Source organism: Gammaproteobacteria bacterium, from assembly GCA_016716465.1.
Taxonomy (GTDB): Bacteria; Pseudomonadota; Gammaproteobacteria; order SZUA-140; family SZUA-140; genus JADJWH01.
Genome location: JADJWH010000001.1, coordinates 659,610 through 684,849, shown reverse-complemented (window position 1 = coordinate 684,849; position 25,240 = coordinate 659,610). Strand labels below are relative to the sequence as shown.

22 protein-coding genes and 1 tRNA gene are annotated in these 25,240 nt (G+C 61.7%); 1 reads left to right on the top strand and 22 read right to left on the bottom strand.

The window, feature by feature from the left end:
• Nucleotides 1–80 precede the first annotated feature (80 nt).
• The 14 genes from IPM20_03230 to rnr form a co-directional block, all read right to left on the bottom strand.
• Nucleotides 81–1,097: a hypothetical protein gene (locus IPM20_03230; protein MBK9130643.1), complete on the bottom strand. Its 1,017-nt coding sequence runs from the start codon at nt 1,095–1,097 to the stop codon at nt 81–83.
• A gap of 397 nt (nt 1,098–1,494) precedes the next feature.
• Nucleotides 1,495–1,845, bottom strand: coding sequence for a pentapeptide repeat-containing protein (locus tag IPM20_03225; protein ID MBK9130642.1), 351 nt, complete (start codon nt 1,843–1,845; stop codon nt 1,495–1,497).
• A gap of 202 nt (nt 1,846–2,047) precedes the next feature.
• A complete protein-coding gene (locus IPM20_03220; GenBank protein ID MBK9130641.1) occupies nt 2,048–4,138 on the bottom strand; it encodes a DUF4038 domain-containing protein in 2,091 nt (696 codons plus the stop codon).
• 64 nt (nt 4,139–4,202) lie between these two features.
• Nucleotides 4,203–5,525, bottom strand: coding sequence for a LamG domain-containing protein (locus IPM20_03215; GenBank protein MBK9130640.1), 1,323 nt, complete (start codon nt 5,523–5,525; stop codon nt 4,203–4,205).
• Nucleotides 5,526–5,708: 183 nt separating this feature from the next.
• A complete protein-coding gene (gene radA / locus IPM20_03210; protein ID MBK9130639.1) occupies nt 5,709–7,088 on the bottom strand; it encodes a DNA repair protein RadA in 1,380 nt (459 codons plus the stop codon).
• 226 nt (nt 7,089–7,314) lie between these two features.
• Nucleotides 7,315–8,394 (bottom strand): alanine racemase, encoded by a 1,080-nt coding sequence (alr, locus tag IPM20_03205; GenBank protein MBK9130638.1) that lies wholly within the window; start codon nt 8,392–8,394, stop codon nt 7,315–7,317.
• Nucleotides 8,391–9,785 carry a replicative DNA helicase gene (gene dnaB, locus IPM20_03200; GenBank protein ID MBK9130637.1) on the bottom strand — a complete coding sequence of 465 codons (1,395 nt, stop codon included), beginning with the start codon at nt 9,783–9,785 and terminating at the stop codon, nt 8,391–8,393. Before dnaB ends, alr begins: the two co-directional genes overlap by 4 nt.
• Before the next feature lie 47 nt (nt 9,786–9,832).
• On the bottom strand, nt 9,833–10,282 hold the full coding sequence (rplI, locus tag IPM20_03195; protein ID MBK9130636.1) for a 50S ribosomal protein L9: 450 nt from the start codon (nt 10,280–10,282) through the stop codon (nt 9,833–9,835).
• Between the two features lie 150 nt (nt 10,283–10,432).
• Nucleotides 10,433–11,410, bottom strand: coding sequence for a hypothetical protein (locus tag IPM20_03190; protein ID MBK9130635.1), 978 nt, complete (start codon nt 11,408–11,410; stop codon nt 10,433–10,435).
• Between the two features lie 69 nt (nt 11,411–11,479).
• Nucleotides 11,480–11,773 (bottom strand): 30S ribosomal protein S18, encoded by a 294-nt coding sequence (gene rpsR, locus IPM20_03185; protein ID MBK9130634.1) that lies wholly within the window; start codon nt 11,771–11,773, stop codon nt 11,480–11,482.
• Between the two features lie 56 nt (nt 11,774–11,829).
• Nucleotides 11,830–12,129 carry a primosomal replication protein N gene (gene priB, locus IPM20_03180; GenBank protein MBK9130633.1) on the bottom strand — a complete coding sequence of 100 codons (300 nt, stop codon included), beginning with the start codon at nt 12,127–12,129 and terminating at the stop codon, nt 11,830–11,832.
• Between the two features lie 25 nt (nt 12,130–12,154).
• Nucleotides 12,155–12,526, bottom strand: coding sequence for a 30S ribosomal protein S6 (gene rpsF / locus IPM20_03175; GenBank protein MBK9130632.1), 372 nt, complete (start codon nt 12,524–12,526; stop codon nt 12,155–12,157).
• Nucleotides 12,527–12,657: 131 nt separating this feature from the next.
• The gene (gene rlmB / locus IPM20_03170; protein ID MBK9130631.1) at nt 12,658–13,413 is read right to left on the bottom strand and encodes a 23S rRNA (guanosine(2251)-2'-O)-methyltransferase RlmB; all 756 of its coding nucleotides are present in this window, start codon (nt 13,411–13,413) and stop codon (nt 12,658–12,660) included.
• Nucleotides 13,414–13,436: 23 nt separating this feature from the next.
• Nucleotides 13,437–15,713 (bottom strand): ribonuclease R, encoded by a 2,277-nt coding sequence (gene rnr, locus IPM20_03165; GenBank protein ID MBK9130630.1) that lies wholly within the window; start codon nt 15,711–15,713, stop codon nt 13,437–13,439.
• A 127-nt stretch (nt 15,714–15,840) separates the two neighbouring features.
• Here rnr and IPM20_03160 point away from each other — a divergent pair.
• Nucleotides 15,841–15,927: transfer RNA gene (locus tag IPM20_03160), tRNA-Leu, on the top strand.
• Nucleotides 15,928–17,141: 1,214 nt separating this feature from the next.
• On the opposite strand, the gene IPM20_03155 is transcribed toward IPM20_03160, so the two are convergent.
• From IPM20_03155 to IPM20_03120, 8 genes are all read right to left on the bottom strand, one after another.
• Nucleotides 17,142–17,558 (bottom strand): biopolymer transporter ExbD, encoded by a 417-nt coding sequence (locus tag IPM20_03155; protein MBK9130629.1) that lies wholly within the window; start codon nt 17,556–17,558, stop codon nt 17,142–17,144.
• 1 nt (nt 17,559) lies between these two features.
• On the bottom strand, nt 17,560–18,300 hold the full coding sequence (locus IPM20_03150; protein MBK9130628.1) for a MotA/TolQ/ExbB proton channel family protein: 741 nt from the start codon (nt 18,298–18,300) through the stop codon (nt 17,560–17,562).
• Nucleotides 18,290–19,102, bottom strand: a complete 813-nt coding sequence (locus tag IPM20_03145; protein ID MBK9130627.1) for a TonB family protein — start codon at nt 19,100–19,102, stop codon at nt 18,290–18,292. Before IPM20_03145 ends, IPM20_03150 begins: the two co-directional genes overlap by 11 nt.
• Before the next feature lie 5 nt (nt 19,103–19,107).
• Nucleotides 19,108–20,325: an alpha-hydroxy-acid oxidizing protein gene (locus IPM20_03140; protein ID MBK9130626.1), complete on the bottom strand. Its 1,218-nt coding sequence runs from the start codon at nt 20,323–20,325 to the stop codon at nt 19,108–19,110.
• A 1-nt stretch (nt 20,326) separates the two neighbouring features.
• Nucleotides 20,327–21,007 (bottom strand): Fe2+-dependent dioxygenase, encoded by a 681-nt coding sequence (locus IPM20_03135; GenBank protein ID MBK9130625.1) that lies wholly within the window; start codon nt 21,005–21,007, stop codon nt 20,327–20,329.
• Between the two features lie 43 nt (nt 21,008–21,050).
• Entirely contained in the window at nt 21,051–23,216 is a 2,166-nt protein-coding gene (locus tag IPM20_03130; protein MBK9130624.1) for a TonB-dependent receptor, read from the bottom strand.
• 262 nt (nt 23,217–23,478) lie between these two features.
• Complete coding sequence (locus IPM20_03125; protein ID MBK9130623.1) at nt 23,479–23,658, bottom strand: hemin uptake protein HemP; 180 nt, start codon at nt 23,656–23,658, stop codon at nt 23,479–23,481.
• Nucleotides 23,659–23,927: 269 nt separating this feature from the next.
• Nucleotides 23,928–25,238, bottom strand: a complete 1,311-nt coding sequence (locus IPM20_03120; protein ID MBK9130622.1) for an adenylosuccinate synthase — start codon at nt 25,236–25,238, stop codon at nt 23,928–23,930.
• Between the last annotated feature and the right edge of the window lie 2 nt (nt 25,239–25,240).

The window sequence follows — 25,240 nt, the reverse complement described above, 5'->3', positions numbered from 1 at the left end:
GTGCAACGGCACTTCCTGTGCCTGTCCGCATGGGGCAATATCGGGATAATACCCGGAATGCGCGCGAACGCCGCGGGAGCCTAGGGACTGGCTTCGAGATCGGGCGGCGAGACCAGCGTGGCCCACTCGACAATGTCGCTGGTAACGGCCGCGCCGTCGTTCACCGTCAGGGCGACGCCGTCACTCTGGACGGTGGCGAGTATGCTGCCGCAGTTCGTGCAATTGGTCTCGCTGAACCGGACCGCACCTGAAGTCGGAGTGTCGGACAAATCGTCCGGTCGCCCGCTATCCCATAGCACCGGCGAGGTGGTCACGACACGAAGCGGGATTTCGCTGCTGGGATTCGAGACGTATCGGTTCAGGATGCTGGCGCCGTCCGTGGGGTGCGACTGCACGGATACGGTGTAATCCCCGCTGTTTCCGTTCTGGCTGACGACGAGATAAAACGGTCGCAGCTGATAGTTGATCGCCCGCACGCCCGAAATGAAGGGATGGGACAACAATTGTGCGTTGAGCCCACCGGTCTGGCCGCTGCCGACATCCGCACCGACCGCGAGCGTTATGCTCAGGACACCATTGCTGCGGGTCGCCGTCATTGTCATGCTGTCGGTGATCGAGGTCAGCGTTGCGTTGTCATTGATGAACTGCATGGGGCCGAGTGACAGCAGCGCCTCGATGCTCCAGTTGCCGGAAGCGGCCGAAGGGTCTCCGCTGATCTCGAGTCCGGCGATATCCAGGAAAGAATTGTCGACCAGATTCCCCTCGACTGTGCACTGCGAGAATGGAACGTGCAGCGAGTCGCCGGCCGGCAGGCGAAAACCCTCGCCGTATACCATGTAGGTGATGCGGTTGGTTTCCGGTCCGTACCCCGCCGGACTCGATGCACATTCCGGGATATTGACCAGATCGCCCTGGGCCCGGTCGGGATCGTTCAACACGACCATGCCATCCTTGACCATCGCGATCGCGATATGCCCGATCACGACCAGGCGGGTAACCAGATCCAGCGAGGATCGCGACAGCGCGAGCGCATTCTCCGAGGTGATCTCATCGACCGCGAGCGGATCGGTCGGCGTGGAGGAACCGCCGCCCGGCATCCCGGTTTCCGAGCTGCTGCACCCCCCCGCCAGCAGAGAAATGCACATCAGGACAAGGGCTTGATATCTGGCGCGGGTTTTCATGCCGCCGCTCGGTCTTGGCAGGGAATGTGACAAGAAATATACGCCTATTATGTTTAATAATCAATATGATAAAAAGATTTATAAAGATGATTTCTAGGTTTACTCCATATATATGTCATGTGTTCACACACGAATTTCAATCGGGCTGATGCTGGAATCGGCACAATGGCGCCGAAACGTTAGCCTCGTGGCCAGGGTCAGCGGGGGATGCAGTACTGGAAAAGCGCCCGATCACGCCCCGGGATCGCGGGCGCCGGAATATGGGACGTCGGGGTGGATCGGCGACGGCGGGTGTCGGCCGGAGACGGGAGGATTATTTCCTGAAGTACCGCAGGCGGGTGCCGTGCTGAAGTGAAAGCAGTATCTCTTCCGCGCTGAGTTCCTTCGGAAAGTAGGTGCCCGAGATCTTGGCGGCATGGATGCTGGCGCCCTCCAGGATCGTATTGGTGAAGTCGATGCCGCGCAGGTCTCCCTGGCGAAAATAGCAGCCGCTCAGGTCGATGCCGTCAGCGTCGATGCCGCGCAGGTCGATGCCGCGAAAATCACTGGACGTCAGGTCGCCGCGTTCGCCACGCGCCCTGCTCTCATTGAATTCCTTGATGTGGCCTTCGCGCAACAGCCGATACTGAAGATTGTCGTTCTTTATCTCGGGTTTACGGGCCATGCTCGCCCACCTCTCCTGGTTGACGCGGAAAGCCGCCCGCCGCTCGAGCATCCGCCGGGGCAGGCAACGTAATGAATTTCCCTCAATCTCAACAGAAAAGCAAGCGGCATCGGCTACGATGCGCCCTTGGAATAGTATCCCGCCGGTCTATGCTGAAGATGGCACAGACCGGCGGATGATCCTTTCTTGGAAATGCGTCGGCTCAGCGCTGAAGCACTAGCACCGCGTCAGACCAGCCCCCGGGTTTTGCGAAGGCATGATTTCCCGTGTTCATCACCTGGGTTGGATCGACTAGCGATACATTTGTAATTGGATTGAACCAGCGAACACTCATGGGACCACTGAAATCTGACATATCCAATATGATGCCATCGTTATCCGGAAGATACGCCACGCCCAAACCACCATCCCGGGTTCTGGCCACCACCATTCTGGCGAGCCAGTCAGATGATTGATTCTGAATCAGACCGTGGGCAGGTTCCAGATCCCACCAATTCAGCCCGGAAAACAGCTCGTACATATATTGCATCTGTGTCGCGCTGGGTCTTGCCAGGGATTCCGCCAGTGACCAACCGGCGGTGGCATTCCCCACATTCTGGCCCCAGTTCCATACACCGCCGGCGCCATAGGTTATGCCCGCAGAACCCGAAAGCATGGCGAGATATGCCGTACTTCTGGGCAACCTGGCGGGATAGGGCTGCAGGTAATTCACAGTATCACTGGCCTGAAGATTCCGGCTGTCGTACACCACTTCCTGATTTATGACGGGTTTTATCGGCACCTGGTTATACAAGGTCTGGGTCCACTCGATCGCGGCCTGACTCGCCAGTGTGGCATCGAAGGGCCGACGCGGCTCGGGGATATATGGATCGTACGTCCAGCCATTTCCCGATTGCAAACCGGCGAAGTCGATGTACGCGCGATCGTGGAATGTCTGCGCTGGTGTCAGGAAAAAGCGCGGATGCGCCGTAATCAGATGCATCGACGAGCTCGAAGCAAGCGCATTACCAGATACGTCGGCCATGCTTGTCCATACATCATCGGCAATGGGAGAATAGACGACGAAATTTCCCATCATGCGTGCAGCCAGATTCTGCGCAAATCGCGCCACCTCAACTGAATCGGTCTCCGGAAAATCCAGCGCAGGCTGGCGTACAGCAGTGAAATATACAATCAGACCCTGCTCGTTGGCATACTGAACTTTCCGTTCCACCCCGCGCCAATAGTCGGGATTCCAGGCCAATGTTGCCCCGGATCCCGTGAAGGGTGGATTGCCATCAGTGTCCGTGGTCAGCTTTACCCATCCGTCCCGGCTGTGCACCTGGATGACATTGAATTTCTGCGCCTTGCGCAGTTGTACATAGGCTTCCCACTCAGCCTGTGTCGCCGCGATTGGAGCTGACCAGGCGGTATCTCCAAGCCACAGGAATGGAGTGCCATCGTTGTAGGTCAGATAACGATCAGTTGCACCTACCTTTATGTAACCCCGCTCATACAGGATGTTTGATCCGGTATAGGGCGCAACGGTCACCGTTCCTGAACGATTATGTAACCCAGTATTCCCGGTATCTGAACAAGATGTAGTCCAGACCCAGGTACCAGGCGTTGGGAACATGAAACGCAGACGGAATATGTTTCCACCATCCCAGTAGGCATTCCCGGTAAATACTTCACCGTTAGGGCCTGTATAGGCCACGGAGACTGTGACATCCGAATACGGGTTGCGATATGAAACACTGCTTGCCAGTGCAGTTTCCCAGCGGGCCCATGCCTGCCATGAGACAGTTTGATAAAGCTCCACAACCTCCTGCTCGTTCAGCGCACGGTTGTAGATCCGGACATCATCTAGCAGGCTGCGGAGAAAATTACTGGCTCCGGTCTTCTTTGAACCCAAACGCAGGAAACCATCGGCCGGCTCTACGAGGACGTCGCCGTTTATCGTCTTCAACGAACCGTCGACATAGATCCTGAGCGTCATCCCGGCCTTGGTCAGTACTGCATGATGCCATTGACCGGAAACTGGCGGAATTAGCGAACTTGTAATCTTGTTGCCGAGATTGCTATAGAGTCCAAGCCGGGCATCCTTCGCGAGCCATACCCTCCCCGTCCCCGTGCCGTCAGTTTGCGAGATAAAGTGCTCATCATCCAGATCCTCGATCTGGAACCACAATGCTACGGAAAAATCCGTGGCACTGGGATCGAACGGCGCTCTCGCCGTATCGACGCGGTCGTCGATACCGTCCAGCGATAAGGCCCCGCCCAGCTGGCCCGCCACCCGGATCGGGTCGCCCACCAGCGTCCCGGTGTTGCCATGCCCAGAACGTCCTCCGCCTCCGTCCCCGATGGCTCGTCGAAGGTCAGTGGGCAATCAGCGAGGTGGATGCTCCGCTATCGTAGAGTGCGCGTATCGTCGCGGCATCCAGAACCTCGTCATGGACGCGGACATCATCCAACGCACCGTTGAAATGCCCCAGCGTCGCGGTCTTGTTCGATCCCAGAAACAACGTGCCGTCGGCCGGTTCCACTTTTACATCGGGATTGGTCGCCTTAAGTTGACCATCCACGTAAATCTGGACTGTTGTCCCCGATTTCGTCAGAGCGGCATGATGCCATTGACCCAACTCAGGGATGAACTGCGTATCTGTCCTGACCCGACCCAGGAAACTGTATATGCCGCGACTGACGTCGTTGCCCAGCCATGCCCGGCCGATTCCCGAACCGTCACCCTGGGAAATCAGGTGCTCGTCGCTGCCTTGGGCGTCGACTCGAAACCACATCGAGAGGGAAAAATCCGTGGCACTGGGATCGAACGGTGCTCTCACCGTATCGACGCGGTCGTCGATACCGTCCAGCGATAAGGCCCCGCCCAGCTGGCCCGCCACCCGGATCGGGTCGCCCACCAGCGTCCCGGTGTTGCCATTGCCCGAAACGTCCTCCGCCTCCGTCCCCGATGGCTCGTCGAAGGTCCAGTGGGCAATCAGCGAGGTGGATGCTCCGCTATCGTAGAGTGCGCGTATCGTCGCGGCATCCAGAACCTCGTCATAGACGCGGACATCATCCAACGCACCGTTGAAATGCCCCAGCGTCGCGGTCTTGTTCGATCCCAGAAACAACGTGCCGTCGGCCGGTTCCACTTTTACATCGGGATTGGTCGCCTTAAGTTGACCATCCACGTAAATCTGGACTGTTGTCCCCGATTTCGTCAGAGCGGCATGATGCCATTGACCCAACTCAGGGATGAACTGCGTATCTGTCCTGACCCGACCCAGGAAACTGTATATGCCGCGACTCACGTCGTTGCCCAGCCATCCTCGGCCGGTGCCCGAGCCGTCACCCTGGGAAATCAGGTGCTCGTCGCTGCCACGTGCGTCGACGCGAAACCACAGCGCCACCGTGAAGTCTCTAATACTCGGATCGAAGGGAATCAGCGTCGTCGCGACATAGTCGTCGACGCCATCGAACGAGAGGGCGCCGCCCAGCCGGCCCGCCTCCCGCGCCGGATCGCCGATCAGAGTGCCAGTATTGCCGTTGCCGGAAGTGTCCTCCGCTACCACACCTGACTGTTCGTCAAAGGTCCAGTGGGCGATAGGATCAAACTGGGCCCTAGCCGTAGGCGAAAGAACAACAAGAAGAAGAACAAGACATGAAATCAGAAACGCCGAGGTCTGTCGCAAGAACATTATATACAGTCTCCATTGCCAGCCCTCCCCCTCTCAAGAATCTGATTTTATAAGTATATAGGTGGAATGCAAATACAAAACCCGGAATCTAACCGTGAATCGATGAATACCCAGGATCAAAATTGCCAAAAACTGAGCCCGACAAAAAATTGACGGGAAAATCTCCTGCAAGCCTGTGGGTGTTCATAACTGCGCAACCGCTTCATCCAGCCGTTGCACAGCGATGACCTCGATGTTGGACACCGAGCCTCTGGCGGGCTTATTCGCCTTCGGGACGATGGCGCGCCGGAAGCCATGCTGGGCGGCCTCCTTAAGGCGCTCCTGGCCGTTCGGTACCGGGCGGATCTCGCCGGCGAGGCCGATCTCGCCGAAGACGACCGTATCGCTCGGCACCGGCCGATTGCGCAGACTGGACAGCGCGGCGAGCACGACGGCGAGATCGATCGCCGTCTCCGTGATACGGACCCCGCCCACCACGTTGACGAATACATCCTGGTCGTACATCGCCACACCGCTGTGGCGCTGCAGCACGGCGAGCAGCATGGCGAGGCGGTTGGGATCGAGTCCCACGGCGAGGCGGCGCGGGTTCGGCGCGTGGCTTTCGGCGACCAGGACCTGCACCTCGACCAGCAGGGGTCGACTGCCCTCGCGCGTCACCATCACCACGCTGCCGGAGACCGGGGCCTCATGGCGCGAGACGAAAATCGCGGAGGGATTGCTCACGCCGCGCAGGCCTTGTTCGGTCATGGCGAACACGCCGACTTCGTTCACTGCGCCGAAACGGTTCTTCACCGCGCGGATCACGCGGTAACGGCTGCCGGAGTCGCCCTCGAAATAGAGCACGGTATCCACCATGTGTTCGAGCACGCGCGGCCCGGCGAGCACGCCCTCCTTGGTGACATGGCCAACGAGAAACAGCGCGCTACCGGTCTGTTTGGCGTACTGCACAAGCTGCGCGGCGCATTCACGCACCTGACTCACCGCGCCGGGCGCGGCCTGAAGCTCGCCCGTATGCATGGTCTGGATGGAATCGATGACCATGACGGCGGGCTTGTCCTTCGCCGCCTGGGCCAGCACCTGCTCCACACCGGTCTCGGCCTGAACCCGCAGCCTGCTTGCATCGAGCCCCAGACGCTGGGCGCGCAGGCTGACCTGGTGCAGGGATTCCTCGCCGGTAACATACAGGGTGGAATGGGATTGCGACAATGCGGCCAGCGTCTGCAGCAACAGGGTCGACTTGCCGATGCCGGGATCGCCGCCGATCAGCACCACCGAGCCGCGCACCAGGCCGCCGCCGAGCACGCGATCGAGTTCATCCAGTCCGGTCGCGACACGCATCTCGTGCGCCGGTTCGATCTCGGCCAGCAGCCGGCTCCCGGTCTCGGCCGGCGCGCCGGCGAAACCGCCGCGTCGACGCGGGGCAACCGGTCTCTGCACCTCTTCCACCAGACTGTTCCAGGCCCCGCACTCGCCGCATTGCCCCGCCCATTTGGGGGCCTGGGCGCCGCACTGGGTACAGGTATAGATCGTCCGTACGCCGCCGCGTGTCTTGACCGTACTCATCGCGCGAGGTTCCTCATGCTGCCACCAGAGGGGACCGATTCAAAATCTATCCCCAGTATATTCCGCGTGGGCGCGAACCCTGTGCCCGCCTGCCGTAGCCAGAGGGGACAGATTTCACAATCTGTCCCCGTGTTCCTGCGTGGGCACTAATCACGTGCCCACCCTAACGCTGCCGGAGGGGACAGATATTAAAATCTGTTCCCGGGTTTCACGGCCACGGTCTACTTCACCCCTGCTCGATGATCGGCACGCGCTGGGTGATGCCGCACAGCAGTTCATAGGGAATGGTCCCGGCGAGACGGGCGACCTCCTCGATCGGAAGATTCCGTCCCCAGAGCTCCACCTCGTCGCCGATCTGAGCTTGCGGAAGATCGCGCAGGTCGATGCACAGCATATCCATGGAGACGCGCCCGACCACCGCCGCGCGCTGTCCACGCACCAGCACCGGGGCGCCCGCCGGCATACTGCGCGGATAACCGTCGCCGTAGCCGATCGCGACGACGCCGATGGGCATGTCCTCGGGACAGATCCAGCTCCCGCCATAACCGATGGCGTCGCCGCGCCTGAACCGGTTGATCGCGATCAGACGCGAGCTCAGCGTCATCACCGGGCTGAGCCCCTCCTGCTGCGCGACGCCGTCCAGAAAGGGAGAAACTCCGAACAGCATGATACCTGGGCGCACCCATTCCATATGCGTCTGCGGCCAGGCCAGCACCCCGGCCGAATTGGCGACGCTGCGCTCGCCGTCGAGGCCGTCGATCGCACCCAGGAATTCGGTGAGCTGCCGTGCGGTATATTCATCATTGCGGTCGTCCGCATTGGCCAGATGCGTCATCAGGCGGATGCGCGCCGCGATCTTGTTGCTGTCGCGCAGGCGCTGGTAGATCGCGGCGGCCTGCCCGGGCGGAAATCCGATGCGGTGCATACCGGTATCGATCTTGATCCAGACCGAGATCGGCCGCGCGATCTCGGTCTTCTCGAGAATCTGCAGCTGTTGCTCATGGTGGATCACGACGGAGAGCCTGTGGCGGGAGATCTCGGCGAGTTCCCCCGCCTCGAAGAAGCCTTCCAGCATGACGATTGGATGCGCGATGCCGGCCTCGCGCAGCACCAGCGCCTCCTCCACGCTGGCAACGCCGAAGGCATCGGCGTCATGCAGTGCCTCTGCCACGCGCGCCAGCCCGTGACCGTAGCCATTGGCCTTGATGACCGCCAGCACGCGCGCGAGCGGCGCGGCGGCACGCACGCGCTGCAGATTCGCGCGCAGGGACTTGAGGTCGATCGCCGCCCGCACCGGACGGGTCATGCATAGGCCTCGCTGTAGGAATCCTGGATATAGTTCTCGAACCGCGTGTACGGCCCGAGAAAGGTCAGGCGCACGGTGCCGATGGGACCATTGCGCTGCTTGCCGATGATGATCTCGGCGATGCCCTTGTCCGGGCTGTCTTCGTGGTAGACCTCGTCGCGGTAGATGAAGGTGATGAGATCGGCATCCTGCTCAATGGCGCCGGATTCGCGCAGGTCGGACATGACCGGGCGCTTGTTGGGGCGCTGCTCAAGACCACGGTTGAGCTGGGAGAGCGCGACCACCGGCACCTGCAGCTCCTTCGCCAGGGCCTTAAGCGAGCGCGAGATCTCCGAGATCTCATTGGTGCGGTTCTCCTTGGTGCCGGGTACCTGCATCAGTTGCAGGTAATCGATGACGATCAGGCCGAGACCGTGATCGCGCTTGATGCGGCGCGCGCGCGCGCGCAGCTCGGTCGGGTTGAGCGCCGGGGTATCGTCGATGAACAGCGGCGCCTCGCTCAGGATACTCATCGCCGAGGTCAGGCGCGGCCAATCCTCGTCATTCAGGCGCCCGGTGCGCACCCGGTGCTGGTCGATACGTCCGAGCGAGGAAAGCATGCGCATGACGAGCTGCTCACCGGGCATTTCCATGGAAAATACCGCTACCGGCACCCGACTCTTGATGGCGGCATGCTCGGCGATGTTCATCGCGAAACTGGTCTTGCCCATGGAAGGACGGCCGGCGATGATGACGAGGTCCGAGGACTGCAAGCCCGAGGTGCGCTCGTCGAAATCGGTGAAACCGGTCGGCACGCCGGTATACGGGGTGTCCTGGTGGTACAGCTTGTCGATACGATCGGTGACGTCGACGAGCAGATCACGGATCGAGCGGAAGTTATTCTGATTGGGCCGGCCCTGTTCCGCGATGCGGAAGACCATCTGTTCGGCATGGTCGAGCAGCTGGGCGCAGTCGCGGCCTTCCGTGTTGAAGGCCGCGTTGCCGATCTCGGTGCCGACATGGATCAGCTGGCGCAGCACGGAGCGCTCGCGCACGATGGTGGCGTAGGCCTTGATGTTGGCCGCGCTCGGGGTGCTGTTGGCGATCTCCGCGAGATAGGCGAGCCCGCCCGCCTTGTCCAGTTCCTTGTGCTGCTCCAGCCACTCGGAGACCGTCACCACGTCAACCGGCTCGCTGCGCGCGCAGAGGGTACTCACGGCACGGAAGATGAGCCGGTGGTCGTGGCGATAGAAGTCGCCTTCCGTGACCAGATCCGCGACCGTATCCCAGGCCGAATTGTCCAGCATGAGGCCGCCGAGCACGGACTGCTCCGCCTCGAGCGAGTGCGGAGGGACCCGCAGCGAATCCGTCATGCGCGTCGCGCCGGCCGGGTTGCTTGCGAGTTCCTGCATAACCTGCACCTCTGTTTACGCTCCCATGGCCGTTGACGGCAGGGGGATTATTCTTCGCCCGCCACCTCGACCTTGACGTCGACGTTGACCTCGGGGTGAAGATGCAAACTGAGCTCGTAGGTGCCGGTCTGCCGGATCGCGCCGTTCGACAGGCGCACCTCGGACTTCTTGACCAGGATATCGAGCGCGGTGAAGGCATCGGCAATATCGCTGGTTCCGACCGAGCCGAACAGCTTGCCTTCGTCGCCGACCTTGCGCGTCACGACCACGGTCATGCCGGCCAGCCGGTCACGGCGCGCCTGGGCTTCAGCCAGCGCATCCGCCGCCGCGCGCTCGTATTCGGCGCGTCTGGCCTCGAAGGCCTTGCGGTTATCCTCCGTCGCCGGCGCGGCCTTGCCGGTCGGAATGAGAAAATTGCGTCCATACCCGGGTTTGACGTTGACCACGTCGCCCAGATTGCCCAGGTTTTCCACCTTGTTCAGCAGAATCACTTGCATTGTCGTCTACCTCGTTGCTCGCTTAACTATAATCCGACTTGAACGGTAATGCGCAATGGGTAATGAGTCACGTGAGATTACAACCAGTTAGCTCATCACCGCCGCTTGTCATCACCCTCTACCCGAATACCCATCTCCTACCAGTATCAATTACGTCGTACTGTCCGGCCCGGGCGGCGGTGGCTCGTCCCGATTCGCCGCCGGCGCGTGCTTCCTGCTCAGGCGAGCACGAAAATCCGTCAGGCTGTCCGCGAAACCGGCCGCGGAAAGTACCAGCACCACCTGCGGCAGTGCGAATAACATCAGCAGATACAAGCCCACCAGCCATGCGACGTGGGCCTGGGTCACGGCCACCACGCCGTGCACCAGCGACAACCCCTGCAGGGAGTAGACCGCGCCGACCAGAAACAACAGGTCGAGCGACACGTCGGCCAGTCCGCCGCCGGCGAAATTGCCCAGCACCAGCAGCACGATCGCCACTCCGGCCATCCAGCGTCCGAGGTGAATGGCATGGAATTCGGAGCGAAATCCGCCCGGGTTGTACACGAGGGCCTGGAGCCAGCGTCCGATGAACAGATTCGTCATCGCGGTATAGAACACCGTCGCTCCCAGAATCCCGGTCATCACCTTGGCCAGCGTATCGACCAGCTTGTCCAGATCCGTCGCCGGCAGTCCGGTATGCGCTTGCTGCAGCATCGGCACGAGCATCTCCTGCATCACGCCACGCCACCAGGTCTGCGTTTCGCCCACCACCATATGGAACCCGATCACAACCAGCGCGGACACCGCCGCCGCCGCCGCGAGCGCGGCCCCCATGGAACGGCTGTTGCGCAAGACCTGCGCGACCACCAGCAGCGGCAGCCAGACCAGCAGCGCAAGAATGAACAGGAAGGTCTCGATCCGGGCGGCCTCGAATGAGGCCACGAGCGCTACCACGGCGACGACCAGCGCCGCCGCCAGCGCCAGCACAAGGCCTTCGCGCGGGCCGTTGCGCAGGGCCGTCAACGCCAGCGCCCCGCCGCTCACATGGTTGAAGATCGGCAACAGCGCGGTAAGCATGGCGCCGGCGACGATCACCAGCAACGCCGGAGCACGCCCGCGCAAGATGAATTCCGCGATTGCTCGCATGTGGCCGCCCTGCTTCTCCCTTTCCTGTGGTCGCCGCACGCCGTTGCATACGGCGGCGTCGAGCGTCGCTTACGCGTGCGAGTCGCTGTATGGCAGCAGGGCCAGATAGCGTGCGCGCTTGATCGCGGTGGACAGCTGACGCTGATACTTGGCGCTGGTGCCGGTGATGCGGCTGGGAACAATCTTCCCGGTATCCAGCACATAATTCTTCAGCAGCTGCACATCCTTGTAATCGATCTCTTTAATGCCTTCCGCGGTGAAACGGCAGTACTTCTTGCGGCGAAACTGACCGCCACCACGGCCGCCACGGCCGCCCTCGCCACGCTCGCCACGATCACGTTCTCTCGGATTCGAATCGCTCATGTTCCTTCCTCTGTCAAAAGTCAAAAATAGGTATATCTGAAAAGACCGCCGGACTGCTACAGACGCCTGATCTCATCGGCCTGCAGGGCGAGGTCCCGTTCCTCCGCCTGGTAACTGCCGCGGGTCAGGAAGCCCTCGACCCGCACGCGATCCCCCGGCTGCAACACCGCGGCATCGCGGCTCACCGCGGCGCCCGCAGCCACAACGACCAGCCGCAACCGCGCCTCACGTTCGATGCCCGCAGCAGCCTGCCGCGACCGGTGTTCAAGGGTAAAACGGGTAAGCGGAATCCGGGCCGGACTCAGGCGCGTCTGCGGCGCCCGGCACACCTCGCCCTCCAGTACCACCCGGTTCACCGCCTGCGCGGCGGGCGCGTAACCCTCAGGCAGCCGGTCGGGCACTGCGCGCGTGGGACTCCGAGCCCTCTTCCCTGCCGGCAACCTTGGCCAGAGGTGACGGTTCGGTAGCCGCCTCGTCACGCTGGATCACCAGATTGCGGATGACGGCGTCGTTGAAACGGAACGCGCTGGTCAGTTCATCCAGTGTCGGCTTGCCGACCTCGACGTTCATCAGCACGTAGTGCGCCTTGTGGACCTTGTTGATCGGGTAGGCGAGCTGGCGTCGGCCCCAGTCTTCCAGGCGGTGAATCTTGCCACCGCCGGATTCGATGGTCGAGCGGTAGCGCTCGATCATGGCAGGGACCTGTTCGCTCTGGTCAGGGTGGACCAGAAACACGATTTCGTAGTGTCTCATAGCGCTCCTTACGGATTGGCAGCCTTCCGCCCGCGGCGGTAAGGCAAGGAGTTGATCGAATTGTCATGTAACCGGGATTACATGGGCGGCTATTCTAGTGGAATCCAGCACCGGATGCAATTACCTGTAAATCATTTACTTACTTCGGCAAGGAGGCGCTGGCGGCGGGCCTCGAACAGGCAGATTCCCGCCGCCACCGAGACGTTGAGGCTCTCGACCGCGCCCGCCATGGGGATGGAAACCAGCCAGTCGCAGGCCTCGCGCGTCAGCCGGCGCAGGCCCTTCTCTTCGGCACCCAGGATCAGGGCCAGCGGGCGATCGAAATCGGCCCGGTGCACGGGGGTATCCCCCTCCATGTCCGTGCCCGCCAGCCAAACTCCCGCCTCGCGCAGGCGCCGCAGGGTGCGCGCGAGATTGGTGACCTGCACGAAGGGGACATGTCCGACCGCACCGCTCGCGACCTTGCATACCACCGGCGTAATCCCGACCGCGCGGTCGCGCGGGACGATGACCGCATCCGCCCCCGCCGCGTCGGCGGTGCGCAGACAGGCCCCTAGGTTGTGCGGATCCTGCACGCCATCGAGCACCAGCAACAGGGGTTTGGGTCCCGCCTGTTCGAGTAGGGTATCCAGCTCATGCTCGGAATAGGCAATGCCGGCAGGGTCGAACAGGGCGAGGACATCCTGATGACGTTCTCCTCCGGCGCGTCGGTCGAGCTCATCGGAGTTGACGCTCTTGAGCGGGATGCGATGTCTCTGGGCGAGTGTGCGGATCTCGTCCAGGCGCGGATTGCGCGCCTCCTGCGCCAGCCACAGGCTCCGGATTACCTCCGGGCGACGCCTCAACACGCCCAGCACGGCGTGTATGCCATACAGCGCGCCTTCCACTCCCTTGCCGCTCACAGCGTCGCTCAGCGTGTCCGGCCGCGACTCTTCTTGGCGCCGCGGGCGCTCGCCCCGCCGCCCGTGCGCGCACGGCCCTTGCCGCCGGAACGCGCCGCGCCCTTCCGCGCCGAATCCGGCTCGGCCAGCACGAAATCGATGGACCGCTCGTCGAGATCGACGCGGACCACCTTGACGCGGATCTTGTCGGCCAGACGGAAGGTCACCCCGCTGCGCTCACCATAAAGCATGTGCTTGACCGGGTCGAACTGATAATAATCGTCGCCGAGGGTGGTGACATGCACCAGCCCCTGCACGTAGATGTCGTCCAGTTCGACGAACAGGCCGAAACTGGTCACCCCGGTGATGATGCCGTCGAACTCCTTGCCGATTTCGCTCATGACGAACTCGCACTTGAGCCAGTCCACGGCATCGCGCGTCGCCTCGTCGGCACGCCGTTCGGTCATCGAACAGTGATCGCCCAGCGTCTGCATGTCCGAAGCGCTGTAGCTGAAATCCTCCGCCGGCTGTCCGCTCAGGCCGTGGCGGATCGCCCGGTGTACCAGCAGGTCCGGATAGCGGCGGATCGGCGAAGTGAAGTGGGTATAGGCCTCGAGCGCAAGCCCGAAGTGCCCGATGTTCTCCGCGGTATACATCGCCTGCGGCAGACTGCGCAGCAGCACGGTTTCGATCAGGCGACGGTCGGGGCGTTCCGCCACTTCGGTCATCAGGCGCGCGTAATCGCGCGCGCGGGGCTGCTCTCCGCCCGCGAGCCTCAGGCCGAGGCCGCCGAGGAATCCACGCACATCCTCGAGTTTCTGCTGATCCGGCTGGGGATGCGTGCGGTATACGATCGAAATCCCCTGTTCGAGGAGATACGCCGCCGCCGCCACGTTCGCCGCGATCATGCACTCCTCGATTAACCGGTGTGCGTCGTTGCGAACCAAGGGAACGATCTTGCTGATCTTGCGCCGGTCCCCGAAGATGATGCGCGTCTCCTTGCTGTCGAAATCGATCGCCCCACGCTTCTCACGCTCCTTCAGCAGGGCCTTGTAGACCTGATGGAGATCCTCCAGATGAGGCAGCAAATCCCGGTGCGTTTCGACGAGTTGCGGATTGCCTTCCACCAGCATGGCCGCCACCTCGTTATAGGTCAGGCGGGCATGCGAACACATCACCGCATCGAAGAAGCGGTAACCGACAATCTTCCCGGCGCGGCTCACGGTGAGCTCGCAGGCCAGACACAAGCGGTCGACCCTGGGACGCAGGGAACAGAGGTTGTTCGACAGCGCCTCCGGCAGCATCGGCAATACACGCTGCGGAAAGTACACTGAATTGCCGCGGTTGAGCGCTTCCTTGTCGAGCGCGGAGCCGGGCTGCACATAGTGCGCGACGTCGGCGATCGCGACGATCAGGCGCCAGCCGCGCCCGCTGCGCTCGCAATAGACGGCGTCGTCGAAATCGCGCGAGTCCTCCCCGTCGATGGTGACCAGGGGATACAGACGCAGGTCCTCGCGCCCGTATACGGCGCTCGCCGGCACCGACTCGGGAAAGACCGCCGCCTCACGTTCCACCGCCTCCGGCCATCGGTCAGGCAATTCGTGGGTGCGGATGGCAACCTCGATCTCCATGCCGGGCGCCATGCGATCTCCCAGCACCTCGACCACACGCCCCACCGGCTGGGAATGCTGGCTCGGCTGTTCGGTGATGGCCGCCACCACGATCTGGCTGTCATTCGCGCCACCGCGCTGGTCAGGCGGGATGACGATGTCCTGACTGATGCGCTTGTTGCTGGCGACCACGAAGCCGAGTCCACCCTCGCTGAAATAGCGACCGACCACCTGATGGGTATTACGCTCGAGAACCTCGACCAGGGCGCCCTCGCGTCGGCCGCGGCGGTCGACGCCGATCACCTTGGCGATCACCCGGTCACCGTGCATGACCGAGCGCAACTGTTTGGCTGACAGGAACAGATCCTCGCTGCCGTCATCAGGCACCAGGAAACCGTAGCCGTCCGGATGACCGATGACGCGCCCGCGCACCACGTTCATCTTGCTGGCCACGCCGTAGCGGCCGCGCCGGTTGCGCACCAGCTGGCCATCGCGCTCCATGGCATTCAGACGCTTGCGCAGCGCCTCGATGCCCGTCTCGTCGTTGATGTCGAGTTCGCGCGCGATCTGCTCCAGGCTGAGGAGAGTCTCGCGCGCCTGCAGGTGCTCCAGGATGAACTCCCGGCTCTTGATCGGGAGTTCATACTTGCGTGCCTCACGGGCGGCGTGGGGGTCGATTTTGGGCTGTTTTGTCATGGCTGTGCTTATTATAATGCGGACTTATATCGCTGGCTGCGCCTCGCGGTTTGACATTATGACACTGTCTGGGTAAAGTTGCGCAGTTTCGCGGTCGCCGCGTGAAGTTTCGCGGCGGCGGGAATAGGCCGAGGTGGCGAAATTGGTAGACGCACTAGCTTCAGGTGCTAGCGGGGGCAACCCCGTGGAGGTTCAAGTCCTCTCCTCGGCACCAATTTGATATAAATCACCACCACCAAGAGATACGTCTCAACTGTTACTCGCAGCAAAGCCGGTCACTGTTGTTGCAAACCGGCTGCCGTCATTACCTTCCAAACTTCTCCGCCGCCCTTGCTGCAACGCCTGGCTGGATGGCGTCTTCGCCCGGATTCAATTCCCGAACCCTCCAAGCATGACCATGGCGTTCATTTCAGTCGATTGGAAACCGTCCAGCACTTCGATGATCCTCGATAGCCTGAAGTGCGGTCCCGCCTAATGCCTTGATCTGCCCCCTGTCCGAGATGCTGTAAAGCCTTGCTCCCTGATTCTGATGCCGGGAAACACCATGGTGAGCTTTCACCATGCAACTCAATAAAAAGGGCCCGAAAATCGGGCCCCAAAACGAAGTCACATTTAGAAGGATTGTAGGACCTGATTACGAAAAGATCTTGCTAAATGCGTCGCGAAAGGCCTGGAAAAAATTCATGTGTTTATTGCGCTTGTTGCGGCGGCTTACATGATGATTTGTACCGCCATCTTTATCGTCACGCGGCTTCTTTGGGGAACCCGTGCTGGCGAGGGTTGGAGCTGCTTTCAATGTCAGGACTACAGGCACGACATACGCGGACTTTTTGAGAAAGTCGCGTCTTGATTCATTTACATTGTTACCCACAAATTTCCCACCTCCGTTCTCCACCACAGCGTGATAAAGAACAGTTGTTACTGACCCAACGAAACAATGTAGTGAGACTAAATAATATCTATATCTCAAGCTTGTTGCGTTGACCCGTGTTTGATGATCAGGTGAAAACGACCACCCAAATCAAACGTTGCAATAATACCGTGCTTTTTGTACCACACATGGCAACCACACATGAGACATATTTAACTATATGAAATTATTAATATAATATATTTTATTGGTGTCTATCATTTGAGACGGCATGCCCGGGCGGGACATCTTTCTTCCTGCATCCGCACAAAGCCCTCCAGAAAAATTCGATGCATGAATATTCCCCGATATCGCGGCAACTGATCCTTCAGAGGAAACAGCAGGAGATGGGTGGCGTTACTGCCCGTCCCGGACTCATTGCCATGACATGACGATGCGCGGCCTGCCGCCGACCCAACTCCGCATGGATCATGAACACCAGGGCATCACGCGATATCCTGCACTGGGCGAGAGAAACAGTGCTTCCAAAGTTGCCCAATGAGATTCACGCAGCCAAGTTAATTCCCGGCTGGTTCCGTCACGAAGCCCAGCTTTTGGATTCCGGCGCGCTGGGCCGTGGCCATCACCCGGATGACATGCTCATACTCGGTCTTGCGATCACCCCGGATGGCGATCTCCGGCTGTGGCTGCTGTGCGGCGGCCGTGTTCAGCAGCGGCTCGAGTTCGCCCTCGACCAGCAGCGTATCGTTCCAGTGCACCCTCCCCTCAGCCGTGACCGACAGCGTCACGCGCTCGGGCTTCACATCGTCCGGACTCGCCGCCGCGCGGGGCAGATCCAGCTTGATGGCGTTCGTCAATACCGGTATGGCGATGATGAAGATGATCAACAGCACCAGCATGACGTCCACCAGCGGCGTCATGTTGATCTCGCTCATCACCTCGTCGCCGTTATCGAAATCGCTGCCGAAGGCCATGTCAGCGCGCCCCTGCAACCGCACTTACCGCCGTCTTCGCCGCACTACTCGCCGCCCCATTGCGGGAGATCGGCGTACCGGTGATGAAATAGGCGTGCAGTTGGTGGGCGAAGCTGTTCAGCCGGCTCAGCGTTCCCTTGTTGCCGCGCACCAGCGCGTTATAGGCCAGCACCGCGGGGATCGCCACCGCGAGCCCGAGCGCGGTCATGATCAGTGCCTCCCCGACCGGTCCGGCCACCTTTTCGATCCCGACCTGACCCGAGTTACCGATGCTGATCAGCGCATGATAGATCCCCCAGACGGTGCCGAACAGGCCCACGAAGGGAGCAGTAGAACCCACCGAGGCGAGGATAGACAGGCCATGTTGCAGGCGGTCGACGGACTCGTCGATGCTCCCGCGCAGGCTGGAAGTCAGCCATTCCGCCAGACTCATCTGTCCATGCAGATCCGAACGGTTCATGGCGTGATGATCCACCGCGGCCTTGCCCTCGTGGGCCAGGCGGTAAAAGGGATTTTCCTTGCTGTGGGCATCCAGGATGTGGAGACCCTCCCCGAAGCTCTGCGCGTGCCAGAAATCCGCGGCGGCGCGCGCGGCCCGGCGCAGCCTCATCAGTCGCCAGGTACGCGTCACGATGACATACCAGCTCGCCACGGACATCAGCAACAGCAGGAGCATGATGCCCTTGATGACGAAATCACCCTGCATCCACAGGGCGGCCATATCGTAGGAGTTACTCGTCATGAATCGCCTTCCTCGCTAACATTTGCATTGATCGTAATTCGCTGCCCATCCCGCGTGCCCGGCTGTTCAACGCAGCGTAAAGTTGACGGGTTGTACATACCAGTAGGGGATCGCCACCCCGCCGCGCATGGCCGGGACATAGCGCCAGCCCTTCACCGCTTCCAGCGCGGAACGGTCCAGGCGCGGGAAATCCACTCGATTCCCGCAACCGGATCTCGCCGACACTGCCGTCCGGCAGAATATAGACATCCAGCAGGACCCTTCCCTGTTCCCGCATCTGCCGCGAACGCGTCGGATACACGGGCGCCGGATTGTCGAGCTGGCTGGCGTCGATGCGCGGCGGGATCACCAGCGGCCGCTCGGGCTCGGGCTCACCCTCCTCGGCCGGTGCCGGCGGGGCCGGCGTGGGGATCTCCTGCGTGATGGCGCTGTCGCTCATCTCCACTTCAGGCGGACTGAGCGGCATCTCGGGCAACGGTTCCGGCAACGGCACAGGTTCAGGCGTCGGGTCGGGTGGCTTGGGGCGCTGGACCGGCAAGGGTTTGGGTGGCTCGATCATCGGCTCCGGCGCGGGCGGCGCCAGCAGGACGCCCGTCACCGTGGGTGCCGAGGACGTCTGCAGGATTGTCTCATGCAGCAGCACCCGGTTGACCCAGAACAACAGGACAAAATGGACGGTGATAACGGCGAACAGCGACAGCAGGCTGTCCCGCGAGAACAGGTCCTGGCCGTCCCTTCGCGTCTGCGCGTCAACAGGATCCACGGATAGCAGGGCAGTAATGCTGGCCTCAGGATTTCTCATGGTCGTCATTCCGGGAATGCGGGAGACGCCCGCCCCCGATTGGCAGGAACGTCGAAGAGCGACTGGCGCCCGATCTCATCCAGGGTCGCGCAACCGCTCAAGGCCATGGCGGCCTCCAGTTCATCGCGCAGGATGCGGATGACGTGTGCAACCCCGAGCGGTCCGGCCGCCGCCAGGGCATACAGATAGGGCCGCCCGATCAATACCGCCCGCGCGCCCAGGGCCAGGGCCTTGAACACATCGGTACCGCGCCGGATTCCTCCATCCAGCAGCAAGGTCAACCGCCCCGCTGCCGCCTCGGCAATCGCGGGCAAGGCGTCGATGGTGGCGGGCAGGGTATCCAGTGTGCGGCCGCCGTGATTGGACACGATCACGCCGTCCGCGCCGATCTCCGCCGCCTTTACGGCGTCTTCCGGCGCCAGAATCCCCTTGATGAGGATAGGCAGCGCGGTAACGCCACGCAGCCATTCGAGATCCGCCCAGGTGGGTGCGACTGCCATCATCCGGTCGAAGACCTGACTTTGCCCTGGCTCCAGTCTTTGCGCCGGCGATAACGGCATTCCCTGCAGGTTCACCGGCGCCACATCCGGCGGGAGGCGGAAACCCGCCCGCTGCTCGCGATTACGGATACCGTTCAGAGGCGCATCCACGGTCACCACCAGTGTCCGGCAACCGCAGGCCTCAGCGCGCTCCACCAGCGCACGGGTAAACCCGCGATCGGCCTGCATGTACAACTGGTACCACAGTGAGGCGGGCGTGGTGGCGGCGATCTGTTCCAGCCGGATGCTGGACAGCGTGCTGACCACCATTGCGGTGTCGGTCGCTGCCGCCGCCTGGGCGGCCGCCAGCTCGCCCTCGGGATGAGCCAGGCGCTGATAGGCCACCGGCGCCAGCAGGATGGGATGGGCGTACTCAGCACCGAACAGCCTGGTGCGCGTGTGTCCGCCCGCCACCAGCGCAAGCACCCGCGGTTTAAGGCGCAGGCGGTCGAAGGACTCGCGATTCCAGCGCAGCGTCAGCTCATCCGCCGCCCCGCCGTCGATATACGCCCAGGCGTTGTCATCCAGGCGCGCGCGCGCGCGCGGGACATAATCGGCGACGGCGGCGATCTCGCGCGGGATGCGTTCCGGCGGAGTTCGACGCCCGCCCGTTTCGACAGGGCAAATCTCCACGGCGGACGCGCCGTCGGGCACCAGTTCCGACTCCCGCGGGTCACGTGTCATATCAGCTCTCGGCCCAATGTCTGAGCAGATTATGGTAGACACCGGTCAGGCGTATCACCGGCCCGGCCTCACCCTGCGACTGACGCAGTTGCAACAGGGCCATATCCATGTCGAACAATATGCGGCGCCGCCCCGCGTCGCGCACCATGCTCTGGATGAACATGAAGCAGGCGAGCCGCCGGCCGCGCGTAACCGGCGTGACCTGATGTACCGAACTGGAGGGATAGATCACCATGCTGCCCGCGCGAAGCTTGATCTCGCGGTTGCCGAATGTATCCTCGATCGACAGCAACCCGCCCTCATATTCCTCGGGCTCCGACAAGAACAGAGTGGCGGATACGTCGGCGCGCAGGTAACCACCCTCCGGCAGAGACCGCATGGCGCCATCGACGTGATTGCCATAATAGTTCTGATCGCCCTCGTAGCGGTTGAAAAACGGCGGTAGTATCCGGGCCGGCAGAGCCGCGGTGAAAAACAGGGGATTGCGCTGCAAAGCTCCCAGCACGACGCGGCGCAGCACCGGGAGATGTTCGGCATCCTCCGCCAGCTGCCGGTTGTGTTTGGACAGTGCCGCCTGGGGACCGGCGGTGAGCTCACCGCCGGTCCAGACGGACCGTTCCAGCCTGCTTCTCAGGTCGTTCAATTCCGCCGGGCTCAGCACATCATCGATGGTGATCAGCATCGACGCCTTCCCCCGCAGTGATCGCCCTGTACTCCATCCATGATCAGAACTTGTATTGCCCGGTCAGGATGAATCTGCGTCCGGTCCCCGGGATTGTGAACGCGCCATTGTCGTAGAGCGCGTCGTACCAGACATCGTCGAGCAGGTTCTGTATGTTCAGCGTCACGTCCCACGTCGGCTGCTCATAGGACACCAGGGCATCCCAACGCACATAGGATGGCGCGGTATTGGGATGGAACTCCGTGTCACCCGGCAGAGTCGGTATTGCACCCGCACCACTCGGGTTATAACCGTAACGTTCACCCTTCGCCTCGGCGCCACCGCCGACTTTCCATTGGTCCGAAAGCTTGTACGTGGTCCACACGTTCGCCGTATAGGGAGGTGTATTCCGCGCGCGCTTGCCCTGGTACTCGGGGTTGGCGCTGGTGACCACGCCGGTATTGGCGTTGACGTTCTCGGCCACCTCGAGGATTTTCGCGTTCATCAGGGCCAGACCGGCAAAAACCTGCCACTTGTCGGTAATGCGGCCGGCCGCCTCGAGTTCCAGGCCATCGGTGCGACGCTTCTTGGTCAGGACAGCCGCCGTGGTCTCAAGGTCGTTATTGCGCTCCCATTCCTTCTCGGCACGATAGATCGCGGCGCGCAGCGCCAGATCGCCGCCCTGCAGCAGCCATTTCCCGCCCAGCTCCAGCACTTCGCTGCGTTCGGGCGGCAGGGGCGTTACCGTGAGCTGGTAGAGATCCGCCGTCGGGCTGAAGGAATCGCTGCGACTCAGATAGTAGTGCGTTTCATCCGTCGGGTGGAACGAAAGCGCCGCGCGCGTGCTCCATTCGCCGTACTTGAGCTGCGGCGAGGTATCGCTGGAATAGTCCGCATCCATGTAGTCGCGGCGCGCCCCCAGGGTGGCCTTCCAGCGCGGGATGAACTCGACGGTGTCCTGCCCGAAGATGGCGTACGAATCGGCATCGAACTCGACCGGGTTGCCCGTCGTAGTCCCGACATAGGGCTCGAACAGCGGCGGGTCAACAGGGGTGGTTCCACCGAGATTCTCCAGCGCGGAGCGGAAACTGTCCTCATTGAGGTATTCCACACCGACCACATACTGGTGGCGCATCCCCCAGGCCTCGAAGGCGCTGTTCAGGTCCGACTGAAAGGCCAGGGTCTCGTAATCCATCATGCGCGTCGGTCCGGCGTTCACACCGTCACCCCCGCCGGTCACGATACCCTCCGCATTCGGTGCCTGCGTCGCGCTGGGCGTTCTTGCCCAATAGGACCGCTCGTAATCACCCTTGCGCAACTGCGTTCGCAAGGTGGTTTCGGAGGAAAACCGATAGGTGTGTGTTGCGGTGGTGATATCCGTCTTGCTCTCATCGAAGTTGAGATCCGTGCCCCAGTACGTGTCGGGGTCGAAGGCATCCGTCGGTTCGCGCGTGTTGGCATCGAACGGAAAACCGTAGTCCGGGATGTCATCGGTCTTCGTGCGCACATGACTGAGAATGAACTCACTGTCGGTGCCGAGACCGTAACCGAAACTGCCGGCGACACCGTCGCGGTGGATCTCCGGCTCGTCCCCGTTGGCCGGATTGGAGCGCCAGCTGCCCTCATCACGTTTCATCAGATTAACCCGCAGAGCGGTGGTTTCGCCGAGCTGTTTGTTGAAATCTCCGGTCAACTGCCGGTAGTCGTCACTGCCCACGCTGGCACCGACCTTGCTGCGGTCCACCAGATACGGCGTCTTGCTCACCTGGTTGATCACGCCGCCAGCCTGACCGCGTCCGAACAGCATGGCGCCGGCGCCGCGCAGGACGTCGATCTGCTCGAGATTGAAGATCTCGCGGTTGTATTGGGCGGTATCGCGCATGCCATCAAGATAAATATCGCCATAGGTATAAAATCCGCGCAGCATCATATTGTCGCCCGCGCGACCGCCCTCCGCCGCATTGAAGGTGAGACCGGAGACGTTACGCAGCGCCTCGCGCAGGGAACCCGCCTTTTGTTCGTCCATCAGTGTGCGCGTTACCGTGGTCACGGCCTGGGGGACTTCATGCGGGTTTTGCGGTGTCCTGCCGACACGCGTCGTCGTCGCCTGGTATCCCTCCTGAGGGACCAGCTCGTCGGCGCTGACATTGATCTCGGGCAGCTGCACGCCACTCTCCAGGGCATCAGTGGCATCCTCTGCCACCGCATTCAATGAAAGTCCGGCCATCATCATCGCCGCCAGCGGAAGCAGGCGCGCGGGCGAGGCTTTCTGATCAGCATCCGGTTTTGTCTGTGCATTTGCCGGCAGCAAGGAAGCCCGGATGGCCCGCACCAGCGGTCGCAGCGAATTTCGGGAATGACGTAAGGCGTACATCGATACAGTCTCCTGATGTTTATGTAGATGAATCTCATCATGGCTGACTGCCTTGGTCGCATACCCTAGGTGGCTGGCTGGTGATGAATGGTTTGAATACCTTGTAATGAACTCGCGGTTATTTGGTCAGGATCAGTTTGTTCTCCCGGGTTCGGCGCAGGGTGTATATCTGCCCACCATGCCGGATAAATACCTGATTCGCTCCACCCAGCAACTCGCCGCTTTCGATCGACCGCGGAGGGGAAGATTTCGAATCCTTCTCATCCGAGCGTGACGGGTGACCTTTGGACTCTCCCACTGGCCTACCTCTCAACCGGCGCGTACATGGCGCCGGCGCCTGACTGCTTGCGCGGTCGACGCATTCTGAAGGCCTGCATTGGAAATCCCCCCCCCCGCAAATTGTGATTATAAATGAGAAGGATTCGCATTATGAACAAAAAGCGGGACGAATGCAATCCTCACCGATGGATGTCGGTGCACGCTATCCGGGATGAACAGGTGCTGACGGGGGATGCCCGCGGGACGCAGGCCGGTTCCCGGCTTCACTCCGGGAGAACCCGGAGCGATTCAGGCAAACGGGTGCTTGAGGACTATGGTCTCGTTGCGATCAGGACCGGTGGAAATGATATCGACGGGCGTCTCGAGCAGGTCCTCGATACGCCGGAGATAATCGCGCGCCTCCGCGGGGAGGTCGGCATGGCTACGCACACCGGTGGTGGATTTTTTCCAGCCCGGCATGTCGATATAGACCGGTTCGCACTCGTCCAGAGTGGATGCGCTGCCGGGGGACATCATGGCGGCCTTGCGCTTCTCCGCGCCGGCGCCCTTGTAACGGTATTCATTGCAGATCCGGATGGTGTCCAGTCCATCGAGCACATCGAGTTTGGTGATGCACAGACTGCTTATGCTGTTGAGCTGCACGGCGCGGCGCAGCGCGACGGCGTCGAACCAGCCGCAACGGCGTGGACGTCCCGTGGTGGAACCGAATTCATGCCCCCGGCTTGCGAGATGCATGCCGACGGAATCGGAAAGTTCGGTCGGGAACGGACCCGAGCCGACCCGGGTGGTATAGGATTTGGTGATCCCGAGGACGCTGTCGAAGGCGAGCGGCCCCATGCCGCTACCCGTGGAGGCGCCTCCCGCCACGGTATTGGAGGACGTAACGTAGGGGTAGGTGCCGTGGTCGATATCCAGCATGGTCCCCTGCGCGCCTTCGAACAGAACACTCGCATCGCGCCGCTGGTACTGGTACATCAATTCCGTCACGTCGGCGACCAGCGGTTCCAGGCGCTCCTGCAGGGCCAGGGTCTGGTCGAGCACCCGTTGGAAATCGATCGGCTCGGCCTTGTAATAGTTCTGCAAGGTAAAGTTGTGGTAGTCGAGCATCTCGCCGAGTTTGGCGGCGAACAATTCACGATGAAACAGGTCGCTCAGGCGCAGGCTGCGCCGCGCGACCTTGTCTTCGTAGGCGGGCCCGATTCCGCGGCCGGTGGTGCCGATGGCCTTGGTACCGCGCGCGGCCTCGCGCGCGCGGTCAAGCGCGATATGGCACGGCAGTATGAGCGGACAGGCGCCGCTGATCTTCAGACGTCCGGCGTACTGCACGCCCTGCTGCTCGAGCATGTCGAGCTCCTCGATCAGCGCCTCCGGCGAAAGCACCACTCCATTGCCGATGATGCATTGGACGTTGTCGTGGAGGATTCCGGAGGGGATCAGGTGCAGCACGGTCTTCCTGCCGTTGATCACCAGGGTATGGCCGGCGTTGTGTCCGCCCTGGAAACGAACGACCGCATCGACCTGTTCGGTAAGCAGGTCGACGATCTTTCCCTTACCCTCGTCGCCCCACTGACTGCCTATGATGACAACCTTTTTCCCCATCT

Excerpts from the sequence above, each read along its gene's own strand:
- IPM20_03215 (MBK9130640.1), bottom strand. The coding sequence starts at position 5,525 with ATGTTCTTGCGACAGACCTCGGCGTTTCTGATTTCATGTCTTGTTCTT.
- IPM20_03140 (MBK9130626.1), bottom strand. The coding sequence starts at position 20,325 with ATGACACGTGACCCGCGGGAGTCGGAACTGGTGCCCGACGGCGCGTCC.
- radA (MBK9130639.1), bottom strand. The coding sequence starts at position 7,088 with ATGAGTACGGTCAAGACACGCGGCGGCGTACGGACGATCTATACCTGT.
- rpsR (MBK9130634.1), bottom strand. The coding sequence starts at position 11,773 with ATGAGCGATTCGAATCCGAGAGAACGTGATCGTGGCGAGCGTGGCGAG.
- IPM20_03150 (MBK9130628.1), bottom strand. The coding sequence starts at position 18,300 with ATGACGAGTAACTCCTACGATATGGCCGCCCTGTGGATGCAGGGTGAT.
- rpsF (MBK9130632.1), bottom strand. The coding sequence starts at position 12,526 with ATGAGACACTACGAAATCGTGTTTCTGGTCCACCCTGACCAGAGCGAA.
- dnaB (MBK9130637.1), bottom strand. The coding sequence starts at position 9,785 with ATGCAGGAACTCGCAAGCAACCCGGCCGGCGCGACGCGCATGACGGAT.
- IPM20_03155 (MBK9130629.1), bottom strand. The coding sequence starts at position 17,558 with ATGGCCTTCGGCAGCGATTTCGATAACGGCGACGAGGTGATGAGCGAG.
- rplI (MBK9130636.1), bottom strand. The coding sequence starts at position 10,282 with ATGCAAGTGATTCTGCTGAACAAGGTGGAAAACCTGGGCAATCTGGGC.
- IPM20_03135 (MBK9130625.1), bottom strand. The coding sequence starts at position 21,007 with ATGCTGATCACCATCGATGATGTGCTGAGCCCGGCGGAATTGAACGAC.
- IPM20_03225 (MBK9130642.1), bottom strand. The coding sequence starts at position 1,845 with ATGGCCCGTAAACCCGAGATAAAGAACGACAATCTTCAGTATCGGCTG.
- IPM20_03230 (MBK9130643.1), bottom strand. The coding sequence starts at position 1,097 with ATGCCGGGCGGCGGTTCCTCCACGCCGACCGATCCGCTCGCGGTCGAT.
- alr (MBK9130638.1), bottom strand. The coding sequence starts at position 8,394 with ATGACCCGTCCGGTGCGGGCGGCGATCGACCTCAAGTCCCTGCGCGCG.
- IPM20_03145 (MBK9130627.1), bottom strand. The coding sequence starts at position 19,102 with ATGAGAAATCCTGAGGCCAGCATTACTGCCCTGCTATCCGTGGATCCT.
- IPM20_03120 (MBK9130622.1), bottom strand. The coding sequence starts at position 25,238 with ATGGGGAAAAAGGTTGTCATCATAGGCAGTCAGTGGGGCGACGAGGGT.
- rnr (MBK9130630.1), bottom strand. The coding sequence starts at position 15,713 with ATGACAAAACAGCCCAAAATCGACCCCCACGCCGCCCGTGAGGCACGC.
- IPM20_03190 (MBK9130635.1), bottom strand. The coding sequence starts at position 11,410 with ATGCGAGCAATCGCGGAATTCATCTTGCGCGGGCGTGCTCCGGCGTTG.
- IPM20_03130 (MBK9130624.1), bottom strand. The coding sequence starts at position 23,216 with ATGATGGCCGGACTTTCATTGAATGCGGTGGCAGAGGATGCCACTGAT.